The organism is Nocardia uniformis NBRC 13702, assembly GCF_001613345.1.
Classification (GTDB): domain Bacteria; phylum Actinomycetota; class Actinomycetes; order Mycobacteriales; family Mycobacteriaceae; genus Nocardia; species Nocardia uniformis.
The window spans coordinates 1-10,285 of the sequence record NZ_BDCE01000131.1; the positions used below are offsets into that span (position 1 = coordinate 1).

The window sequence follows — 10,285 nt, forward strand, 5'->3', positions numbered from 1 at the left end:
TCAATGCGATGTCGAAGATGCCGTCCACACATTTCCGCAGCGGCCCGATCAGATGCTCGGGCACTCCCATCAGCTCGTTGATCACGCGCAGGGGCAGCGGATAGGCGAACTTCTCGCGGATGTCCACGGGGTCACCCTGCTGCGTGACATCCAGTTCCGTCACCAATTCATCGGCAATCGCCCGGATACGGGACTCCATCGCCGAGGTCCGCCGAGCGGTGAACGCCGGTGCCACGAAGTTGCGGAGCCGACGATGTTCGGATCCGTAGGCGGTAAACATCGACCGCGTATTCACCCAGTTGAGGAGAGGAAAATCCTTGCCGATCTCCCCGTTCCGGAACGCGGGCCAGTGCTGGCGTGGGTCTTTGGAGACCTCGGAGCCTGACAGGATCTCCTTCAGCAAAGCCGCGCTGGTCACCGACCAGGCTGGTATGCCACCCGGGAGCACCACCTTGGTGACCGGTCCCCGCTCCCGAATACGGGCGATCTCACCCTGAATGTCAGGGCCCTCGGGATCGATGACGATGGGATCGGTGTGGTTCTGCATGAGAACTCCAATCTGACCGTGAAGCGGCGGACGGGAGCTTGCGATCCACCCCCTCGGCCTCCAGCGCCCTGGACAACCGTAACCTCTGATACCGTTGTCTCTCTAGCCTTTTCGGAAAGACTGCGGCGCTCGGGGCGTGCGCCATAATCGACGAAGCAACACAACCGATTTCACGATATAAGAGCGTTTCGAACCACGGCCACACCATATTTCGGCATCCCTCCGGAGGAGGTTCGCCATGAGGTTTATCACTACACTTTCCTGCACGTGCCCGACAGGAAACGGCTCGCGGCCCGTGAGGGCGCGCCGCCGGGATCGCCGTCGGCAGTGAACTTCTCGCGAGCGCGCGCCAGCACCGTCATGGCGCACACATCGTCAGCGACCACGGAGTAGAGCGGAAGCCGCTCGGCGGTGTGGTCGGCCACCCCGGCGTGTTGTGTGATCACCAGCGAAACCCCCATGGCCGTGCGGAGATTCACTCTCCCCGTCTGCAACAGGGTCACCGAATAGGTAGGTCGCGGACATCGGTAGGTCTATCGGCCGCCTCGGCTCTCCGGTCACCTCGAAGGCTGCGCCACTTCCGACGGCCGAGAAGGTTGGTCACCGGGGATATGAGTCGGAACCTCAGTCACGGCCGCGTGCCTCGCCACACGGGCTAGTCGTCGTAACAATAGATATTCCCTCGGCGCAGGTCTTCCGGCCGGACGGTATCCGCGTCGAATACCCACCGGGATGCCGGGCCCGCCGATCGCCAGTACAGGTACCCCCTCCCGGAGTCGACCACCACGTAGACGTCCTCGCTACCCTCGATCCGCTGGCTGCCGACACAGTAGTCCATATAGTCTGTGCCGAATTGGAGTGCACCAGCGCTGAATTCGCCCGTGGGGTTCGCATGCGCGCCGGGGTTCTGGACGTTGCTCGGATGATCGACCGCTCCCCCGTGCGACCAGTACGGGGCACCGCGACTGTCGGTCCCGCACGTGAAGGCCCATCCACCCGCAATAGCCTCCGCACCAGGCGGATAGGCGCCACCGGCCCACAGGCAACCGACCCCCTCGGCCGCGGCGAATCGCCCCACTCCACCACCCAAACCGCCGACAGTACAGGCAACCGCCGTCAGCACGGCGAGCACAACCGTTCTCGAAATACTCCGCACAGTAAGGACTTTCATCATCCGATATCTCCACTACTCGTCATTCCGCCCACCGATGCCGGTCGCGTAGGATCCAGCGAGTCCTACGTACATAATGGCCCGCTATCTGACGGCACGTTACTTGGGGGGTTATCAGGGGTGGGGACAAAAGAGAGTTCACCGGTCCGCGCACATGCCACGACCGGATGCCTCGCCGAATTCGATTGCCAAAACTGCGGCGGTTCGGTTGCACTGGACGTTCACTGGCCCGCATCCTGCGGGCGTGATCTCTCGCGCACCATGGACGATGACACCGCACGGCGCGACGGCTGACGGCGTGGACCGCGGTGCCCGAACAAGGCGATACCGATCGCGGACAGCAAAAGAAGCCGCAGGTCACTGACCTGCGGCTTCTACTAGGGTGGACCTGGCTGGACGTAATTCAAACCGTGCTGACCTGCAGAAACTTGAGACTGCGCGCGCAAAAATCGACGCCGGACGACCCTCGACGCTCCCCCGCCGACGCAGAATCCCACCTGCCGTACGGCCCGGTGTGCCGCGCAATATCGATCGGAGACTCACCGCGACGACCGTCGAGGAACTGATCCGGACGTATGCCGAGGGCGTATCCACCGCGAAGCTGGCCGCACAGTACGGGATATCCAAGACCGCGGTTCTCACCCTGCTCACCAACCGCGAGGTCCCCCGCCGGTATCAGTCGATGGCCACCACCGACATCGACCACACCGAACGGCTCTACCTCGCAGGCCACTCACTCGCCAGCTGCAACGGATAGGTGACACGTTGACCTGCCCCATCGATTGAGTTCCAGTCGTGGTGGCTAACTGACAGCGTGGATGGTGTCGTTCTCGAAGCGTAGTTCGAACTCGATCGGGGTGCGGTAGCCGAGTGCGGAGTGGCGACGCTGGCGATGGTGGAAGATCTCGATGTAGTCGAAGATTGCGTTGGCCAGTTCGACTCTGGACTTCCATTTCCTGCGGTTGAGCAACTCGATCTGCATCGAAGACCAGAAGCTCTCCATCATCGCGTTGTCCAGCCCGTCACCGACGGACCCGAAGGACGGCAGCAGTCCCGCGGATCGGACCTTGTCGCCGAAAACTCAAGAGGTGAACTGAGTTCCGTGGTTGGCGTGCACGATCACGCCGGGCTCGGGGCGCCGGTTGCGGCTGGCCATGTCCAGGGCGTTGACTACCAGGGTCGCGTCCTGTTTCGAATCGATCGACCAGCCCACGATCCGGCGGCTGAACGCATCGAGCGCGGCAGCGCAGAAGACCCATCCCTCCGCGTCCGATGTTGTGTTATATCGGTGACCCACAATTCATTTGGGCGCAACCGGTGAAACTTGCGGTTGACCCAGATCGTCGGCGGTCGCAGCGCCGTGCAGGCGTTTGACCCGTGTCGGTCCGGGCAGCCCGTAGTTGCCGGCCTGGGTCATGAGGACCGACACCGTCCGCGAGCAGACCCGCACGCTCATAGCGAGGGTGAGCTCGGCATGGATCCGACGGTAGCCGTAGGTGCCGCGCGAGGCGACGTGGACCTCACGGATCAGCCCGGTCAACCACTGTCGGCGAAGTTGCCTGGGCGTGGCCGGGGTTAGTTTGTGCTTGTAGTAGTTCTGCCGGGCAACTCCGAAGATCCGGCAACACCTGTCCACCGGCGCCCCGGCGTCGACGAGACGGTCGATCACCGGGTAGAGCCTTTGGGTGCGGCTTGTCCTCGCCGAGGAACTTCGCGGCCTGGCGGACGATCGCCAGTTCGCCCTCCAGCTCCCGAATCCGCCGACGCGCGGCGCGTAGCTCGCCCGACTCGGTCGAGGACCTGCCTGGCCGTAGTCCATGATCAATGTCGTCCTGGCGCAACCACTTCGACAGCGTTACCGGATGGATTCCCAGTTCGATGGCCGTTTGTTTGGCGGGTTTGCCCGCGCGTACCAGCGCGACCGCTCGCGCACGGAACTCGGCAGGATAGGGACGTGGCATGGCGATCAGCCTCTCGTGAAGGCTGTCAGTTAGTTACCGAAATTGGAACCTGAGCGGTAGGGCAGGTCACAATGCCCCGAACAGGAACGCCGAATGCTCGAACTCGTGACCGCGCACCGCCTGGACGAACGCGGCGAACTCCCCGTGATCGAAGTACAGCGTCGTCCGCCCAGCAGAGGGCGCGCACTCCGGCGCAGCGCTGAATTCATACAAGCCGTCATCTCTGCGGACGATATTCAGGAAACGCCGGATGGGCGTGCCCGCTCGGATCGCTTCCTGAATATCCTCGAACTGCGCGTGATCGAACGTCAGACATTGCTCGATCGGAACCTGCGTATCCGCGTCGATGGCCACCGAATCGGCGAGCTTATCGTCCCAAACCAAGGTCCGATCGCCGTCGCGGTAGACCATGACACAGGCCTGTTGCGGTGAGCTGGCGGCTGCCTTGCGGAATTGTCCGACAGTCGGAGTCGACAGCATGATGGATCCTTTCGAACTGCGCTGGCGACGTCGGCAGCCGTTCAGCGCACCTATATGCGCTATGGGAGGCTTCCCACCGCGGCGAAATTGCACGGACGCGCGTAATCGTCGATATCCACGGGTTGGTCAGGATGCCAGTCCGTGGCATAGGTGATGCCCGGTTCAGCGATGGACCAACCGTTGAAGAATGACTCGAACTGCTGGCGTGTCCGAAGCGTGACCGGAGTGCTCGCGTCGGCGAAGATCGCCGCGCCAGCAGCGACTTGCTGCTTGATCTCCTGGCCGGCATCCTCGAGCGACACATGAGTCATAGCGATGTGGCTGCCGGACACGACCGCGTTGCGGAATTGCTCCACCAACGCGGCGGGTTTGTCAGCCTCGGTGATCCAGGGCAGAACCGACACCATCAGCAGCCCCACCGGTTGGGAGAAGTCGATCAGGCGTTGAGTGTCGGGATGATCGAGAATCCGTGCCGGCTCCCGCAGATCGGCGTCGACCATCGCGGTCGTGTCCAGTACGCCTTGTTCACGCAGCAGATCACGCGCCCGGTTGATCGCCTCTTCGTCGTTGTCGACATAGACGACACGGGTATCTGCGGCGAGTCCACTGGCTATCTCGTGGGTGTTGCCGCCGGTCGGCAAGCCCGCACCGATGTCGAGGAACTGACGAACGCCAGCGCCGACCATGTGTCGAACCGCGCGTGCGAGGAACCGGCGATTGTGCTGGGCCCACTTCGGGTAGAAGGGGATATCGGCGTAGAGACGATGTATGAACGGTAGGTCCGATTCGAAGATCACCTCACCGGTGACCATGTGGTGGTAGATGCGCGCCGAACTCGGCTTGTGAGTGTCGAGAGGACGTGGCTCGAAGTCGCTGCTGGACATCGCGGTTTCCTATTCAATTGACGGTGTGGGCGGGTTATCGATGAATGGTTGGTCGGCTGCGTAGGCCGCGGGCGAGGTGTTCCATGAACTGGCGTGAGTCGCTGGGGCCGAGTGCGGTCATGGCGAGACGGTTGAAGATCTTGTCGCGGATCCCGACGGCGGGTTTGTCATCGATGTAGCGGATCTCGCCTTGCGCTTCGACCACCGCCATTTCGAGGTCGCCGGCGGCGCCCGGGGAGGGCACGCGGACCAGGATGTATCGGTCCTCCATGCCGGCGCCCGGCGCCTGGTGGGTGAAGGGCATGACCTGGATCTGGATGTTCGTGCGCTGGGACAGCTCGATGAGGTGAGTGATCTGATCGAGCATCACCGCGTCCCCGCCGTAGGTGCGCCGCAGGCACGATTCGGACAAGATCGCGTGGAACTCCGGCGGCCGACGCTTGAACAGAATCTGTTGACGAGCGGTCCTGGCCTCGACGTAGTCCTCGACGGTCACCGCGTCCGGGTCATCGGAATCAGGCTGCAGCGGTTCGTGCAAAGCGCGAATGTAGTTCGGGTGCTGGAGCAGCCCCGGGACGATCTCGGCGCCGGTTTCGCGCAAGCGATCCGCGACATCTTCGAGATCGACCAGCAGGCGCAGCTCCTCGATGTAGGCGCGACGGTAACCCGAGTTCCAGAAGCCGCGACGATGGTTGTCGCCGCGGAGGTCGAGCAGGATCTGGATGTAGGCCTCATCGGTGATCCCGAGTTTCGTCGCCAACCCCCGCAGATCCTCGGCGCTGAGATTGCCGTTGCCGGCGATCGCCGCCGCGATACGTGACTGGCTGACCCCGATCAGCTTGCCGGCCTCGGCCTGAGTCGTGCGGGCCCGGCGCAGCATCGTGTCGATTTCACGTCCCAGGAGCACTTTTCGTGCGGTTCTCGCCATGGCTCCCCACCGTATCGGGCTGCGCTTCAGGCGCCACTATTCCATATTTCTGATTATCAGGTTAGATTATCAGCTACGATTATTAGATCCGATTATCGCGCTAGCCAGCCAGAGGGTCGATGCGGTACCGCGCCCGACGCGACGTGCGGCGGGGAGCCGAGGAAGGGCGGGGCCACACATGGACGTCACCGACTCGCACACCGAGCACGACGGCCACCCCGGCGACAGCGCGGGCTTGTGGGGTCGACACTTGCGAACCTTCCGGCGCGCCCAATTAGGGCTGAGCCGTAGGGATTTCGCCGAATTGGTCAATGAGGAAGGCCGTCGGCAGCGCATCAACGTCGCCTGTTCGGAACGACATGTCGCACGATGGGAGCTCGGCGAAGTCCAATGCCCCAATAAGACCTACCGTGCCCTGCTGTCCGCCATCGGCGCACCCGAGCCCGGGGCCGACGCCGCGCCGAACCGCGTGGACACGGGCGTAGATTTCACTGCTGCGCCGTTGCCGCGCCCAACCGGCACTGGCACGACAGATCAAGGGCGCCTTCGAGATACGACGTTTCTACAAGCCCTCGCTGCTGCCGTAGTCGGATCTCCCGACATCTTGAGTCCGTGGCTCCCACGGCTCGACGACCTCGAGACGCGCGTCGAGACCACAGGTCAGCCCGACCTGGACTTCGTGTATCGCGCCACCATCAGATTGCGAGAGATCGACCAGAGCCACGGTGGATCCGCAGTCACCGACGCGGCCACGAACCTGTTGACCGTGACGACGACCCTACTGGCACGCAGCCGCGGCGAAGCCCACGAACACGCAATGCTGATCGCCAGTGCCGACCTCGCCCGCTTGGTCGGATGGGCCTACCACGACGTTGGAGATCAGCACCGCGCTCGCGAGTACGCCACCCTGGCACTGGTCTTCGCACGACAAGCCGGGGCGGACAGCCTCGTCGCGTCGACTTTCTATGTCCTGGGCCGGATCAGCCTGATCGAACACGACCCCCGCACAGCCCTGCGCATGTTCCAACTCGGTCAACTTCCCGCACAAGACGCCGCCAACGGAGGCGAGTCTGCCCGTCTCTACGCCAACGAGGCATGGGCACACGCCATGATGGGCGACGCCAGCCGAATGGAATTCGCACTCGCCCGCGCCGAAGACGAGACCACCCGAGTCGGAGATCTCATCGACCCATGGACGCGCGTCTTCTTCACCCCCGGCGAATTCAACGGAATGCGATCGGTGATCTACAACGAATACGCGCTGACAGCGCGCGGACGCGCCGCCGAACGCTACACACTCGTAGCCATCGACAGCGCTCGCGCATCACTGGCCGCGTCAGTACCAGGGCGACCAACGCGGAGCATCCTGTTCGACAACATCACCATCGCCACCGGCGCTTTCCGCCTCGGCCAGATCAACGAGGCCGTGTCCTATGCCAACACCTCTCTGGAGCTGGCCGGCAATGTCGGCAGCGGCAGAGTCACCGACCGGCTGCGCCGGATGACGCATGCCGCGACCCTCTCCTCACCCCGCCGCGATGTCCGCGACCTGTGCCACGCTGTAGGACGAGCGTCCGAAACCGCTTCACACAGGCCACGTTTCCCGTTCGACTGCCAACTCGCCACCGCATAGCGGGGGCGCCGCCTCGACTTCTCAGTGTCGCCCACTGGCCCGATGCTCTCCTCACTCCTTGTGTAATTCCATCCCCGGTTACTGAACCAATTGTCCGGCAACGGATCCGGCTCGTAAATCCTCCGCGACCAGGCACGTCGGGCCGCTGACTCGAGTAGTCGGCTCATGACGCCACGGACACGAGAGTTCACGACCAATCCTGCTGAGCGGTCCGGGCGCGCCACGTGATCACGTTGTCTCTGCATCCTGCCGCTCCTGGATCTCAGTTATGTTGGCGTGAAACGTATTTCGCTACGACGCTGCGGAAGATGACACGGGAGTCACCACCTGACGCACCCAAACATGGCATTCCCGAACGGCTCGTCTTCGGTGTGCTGGCACTGCAACCGAATGACCTTGGACCCGGACGATGGCTCGGATTCGAATGCCGCACAACATGACTTCCTCGAATGTCCTGATCGACTGCCAATGTCATCTTCGCCGCGCGGTTGTCCGCAAACTGACCTGCTGAATGTCATTGGCGCAGAACCAGTTCGGCTATTAACTCATTACATGACCACAGGTGATGCGAATGCTAACCTCACGATCGAACCACGTGACCGCCGGGTGATCGCCCTCAGCAATCGCGCCGAAGCACCCGCGTCGCAGATGCTGACGGTCGAACAGACCTGATTCGGGAACACAGTCATGTGGTTCGGGTTTGCCCGTATGGAATTGCTGGCAATCGATGTTCTTCGCGTGGTTCCGCACGCGATGCACGCTTACGCCGCGCGGCACGGATTCGGCGACGGAGAGGTGCTCTTCGAACCCATCGCCTCGGAAGTTCTTCTCCGCGACATGCTGGCCGAGCTCGATCGCAGTACCCCCTCCGCGATGGTGATCCAGCGACTCCAGCACGTCGCACGCAGCTGGGGCGTGGACCTCGTCCAGGTCTTCAACCCCCCGCGACGCACCGATGCGTTGTGGAAAATCCTGGACTCGATCGACGGCCCGACAAACACGCACCTACTCGTACCCTCCCACGAGCACCTCACCAACCTAGGTCCGTCCGGTCGCGCGGCCGTCGCCCAACTCACGCAAACGCGCACCGTCGAAATCCACTATCTCGACGCGACCGCGCCGACCGGCAGCCAGCCCCCGCGCAAGCCTCCCGTCGCCAACGAACAGGTGCTAGTGGAGTCTCGGATCGGCGCGATTCCCACCGTCGCACAGCTCGACGTGGCCAGCGTGCTCAGTCGGCTCGGACAAGCAGAGATCATCGAGATCGTCGACGCGGTCTACGTCGCATTGATCAACGACGCCATCACCACCCCCGGAAACGGTGCCCTCTTGTATCCGCCCGACATCAGTCGAGCCGTCATACGACTGCTCGAGGCAGCGAACGGACAACTGATAGTGGAACTCGAGGAACCCCGCCCGCGCAGCGACGAGGTCGCCGCATCGTTGACCCACCTCTGCGAGAGCACGCGACGCTTCGCTGTCGGCGGCCGGACGTTCACCCGCTGCGCCCTGCCGTTCGAATCATTCGCCTTCGACGTAGCACGGGAAGGTCGACGATGAACGCAACCACACAACCCGGAAGAAGGGTCGTGCCACCGACAAGCCACGCACGCACCAGCGAGAGAGTTCGCGCCGTCGAAGGACTATTGGACGCCAGACAACTGCTCCTCGCGGTCGCCGGAAACATCGAAGGCGGGTCACCGCTGATCGCCTGGGCGCGCGAGCTGGCTGATCTGCACTCCACGCTCATCACCGCCTCGGCATCTCCCGCGCGCCGACCAGCCGACTTCGACGACACCACCCTCCGCGGCCGCATCGGCGACATCGTCGTCCTGGTTGATGAGTGGTCCGTATTCCACCTGCCGCGACCGACCACCGCGCGCCGCCACACCCATTCCCTCGGCGAGGTCATCAGTCACCTCGCCAACACCTACGCCCACATGCAATGGACCCTCCGCCACAACGACAGCGCCCATCACCAACATCACGCCACACTGCGCTTCGCTCAAGTTCAGCAAGGCTATGCCGACCTCATCGATGACATCCGAACACTGCGCGTCGAACTCCCCCTGGGTTTGCCGGGGCACATCGCAACCCACATCCGAGCCGAATAGTGAACCGTCACGGGTTGGGGACAGCGCGCTCGGTGATGACGGTCCCCCCGCCCCGGAATCGGTGGGCACTGCCCAGACATCGGATGGCGTCACTGAAACGGTGAACGCATTCGTGAGCGCAATCGCCGCAGATGACGCCACGAGGGCCTGCGCCTTTGTCACCAGTAGCACCTGTGAATTCATTTGCTTGGACCTGAGGGGGTGGTACCTGTTGTCCTTGGGCTGGCTCTTGAGGCGATTCGTCAACCTGCTTGGCGGGAACAGCATCGCCGTGATCAAGGCGCTCGACGGCAAGCGGTTCCTGGCTCGAACAGCGGCAACCGAAGGACGGGCGGAGTACACCTCAAGCCCGTATTTCGATCTGGCTTACCTCTTCGGCCGCTGGTATGTCGACTACCTGTACGGGTACTCTGACTACGTCAACTAGGCCCGGGATCCTAAACGGTTCGGGGGACTGTGCGTGATGGCTGCTCTCACAACGCATCGGCTCGCAGCAGAGCGACTGTCGTTGAGGGCGCTGTCTGATGACAGTGAACTGAGCGAGGCCAGCGTTCGCCGGGTCCTGGA

Annotated in this window: 11 protein-coding genes and 1 pseudogene; 6 read left to right on the top strand and 6 right to left on the bottom strand. The window is 63.1% G+C overall.

What is annotated here, in order from left to right; genetic code table 11:
* Both NU1_RS39655 and NU1_RS39660 read right to left on the bottom strand, forming a co-directional pair.
* Positions 1 to 547: cytochrome P450 (locus NU1_RS39655; protein WP_157553652.1), on the bottom strand; the 547-nt coding region annotated here is incomplete at its 3' end.
* A gap of 251 nt (positions 548 to 798) precedes the next feature.
* Positions 799 to 993 carry a hypothetical protein gene (locus NU1_RS39660; protein ID WP_157553654.1) on the bottom strand — a complete coding sequence of 65 codons (195 nt, stop codon included), beginning with the start codon at positions 991 to 993 and terminating at the stop codon, positions 799 to 801.
* A 1,239-nt stretch (positions 994 to 2,232) separates the two neighbouring features.
* On the opposite strand from NU1_RS39660, the gene NU1_RS39670 reads away from it, so the two are divergent.
* Complete coding sequence (locus NU1_RS39670; RefSeq protein WP_067529674.1) at positions 2,233 to 2,475, top strand: hypothetical protein; 243 nt, start codon at positions 2,233 to 2,235, stop codon at positions 2,473 to 2,475.
* Positions 2,476 to 2,520: 45 nt separating this feature from the next.
* Here NU1_RS39670 and NU1_RS41005 read toward each other — a convergent pair.
* The 4 genes and pseudogenes from NU1_RS41005 to NU1_RS39695 form a co-directional block, all read right to left on the bottom strand.
* Positions 2,521 to 3,679, bottom strand: a pseudogene (locus tag NU1_RS41005) (IS3 family transposase).
* Positions 3,680 to 3,745: 66 nt separating this feature from the next.
* Positions 3,746 to 4,090, bottom strand: coding sequence for a hypothetical protein (locus tag NU1_RS39685; RefSeq protein ID WP_157553656.1), 345 nt, complete (start codon positions 4,088 to 4,090; stop codon positions 3,746 to 3,748).
* Positions 4,091 to 4,218: 128 nt separating this feature from the next.
* A complete protein-coding gene (locus NU1_RS39690; protein ID WP_067529677.1) occupies positions 4,219 to 5,043 on the bottom strand; it encodes an SAM-dependent methyltransferase in 825 nt (274 codons plus the stop codon).
* Positions 5,044 to 5,077: 34 nt separating this feature from the next.
* Positions 5,078 to 5,923: a helix-turn-helix domain-containing protein gene (locus tag NU1_RS39695; protein WP_245720522.1), complete on the bottom strand. Its 846-nt coding sequence runs from the start codon at positions 5,921 to 5,923 to the stop codon at positions 5,078 to 5,080.
* Between the two features lie 226 nt (positions 5,924 to 6,149).
* On the opposite strand from NU1_RS39695, the gene NU1_RS39700 reads away from it, so the two are divergent.
* From NU1_RS39700 to NU1_RS39715, 5 genes are all read left to right on the top strand, one after another.
* Positions 6,150 to 7,604, top strand: coding sequence for an NsdA family TPR-like regulatory protein (locus tag NU1_RS39700; RefSeq protein WP_067529681.1), 1,455 nt, complete (start codon positions 6,150 to 6,152; stop codon positions 7,602 to 7,604).
* A 390-nt stretch (positions 7,605 to 7,994) separates the two neighbouring features.
* Positions 7,995 to 8,276, top strand: a complete 282-nt coding sequence (locus tag NU1_RS42090; RefSeq protein ID WP_157553658.1) for a hypothetical protein — start codon at positions 7,995 to 7,997, stop codon at positions 8,274 to 8,276.
* Between the two features lie 36 nt (positions 8,277 to 8,312).
* Complete coding sequence (locus NU1_RS39705) at positions 8,313 to 9,164, top strand: hypothetical protein (protein ID WP_157553660.1); 852 nt, start codon at positions 8,313 to 8,315, stop codon at positions 9,162 to 9,164.
* Positions 9,165 to 9,193: 29 nt separating this feature from the next.
* On the top strand, positions 9,194 to 9,718 hold the full coding sequence (locus NU1_RS39710; protein ID WP_157553662.1) for a hypothetical protein: 525 nt from the start codon (positions 9,194 to 9,196) through the stop codon (positions 9,716 to 9,718).
* Between the two features lie 112 nt (positions 9,719 to 9,830).
* Positions 9,831 to 10,145, top strand: a complete 315-nt coding sequence (locus NU1_RS39715) for a hypothetical protein (protein ID WP_157553664.1) — start codon at positions 9,831 to 9,833, stop codon at positions 10,143 to 10,145.
* The last annotated feature ends 140 nt before the right edge of the window (positions 10,146 to 10,285 follow it).

Bases quoted from the DNA above. Each gene is read 5' to 3' on its own strand.
- NU1_RS39685 (WP_157553656.1), bottom strand. From the start codon at position 4,090: ATGGTCTACCGCGACGGCGATCGGACCTTGGTTTGGGACGATAAGCTC.
- NU1_RS39690 (WP_067529677.1), bottom strand. From the start codon at position 5,043: ATGTCCAGCAGCGACTTCGAGCCACGTCCTCTCGACACTCACAAGCCG.
- NU1_RS39695 (WP_245720522.1), bottom strand. From the start codon at position 5,923: ATGCTGCGCCGGGCCCGCACGACTCAGGCCGAGGCCGGCAAGCTGATC.
- NU1_RS39700 (WP_067529681.1), top strand. From the start codon at position 6,150: ATGGACGTCACCGACTCGCACACCGAGCACGACGGCCACCCCGGCGAC.
- NU1_RS42090 (WP_157553658.1), top strand. From the start codon at position 7,995: ATGACCTTGGACCCGGACGATGGCTCGGATTCGAATGCCGCACAACAT.
- NU1_RS39705 (WP_157553660.1), top strand. From the start codon at position 8,313: ATGGAATTGCTGGCAATCGATGTTCTTCGCGTGGTTCCGCACGCGATG.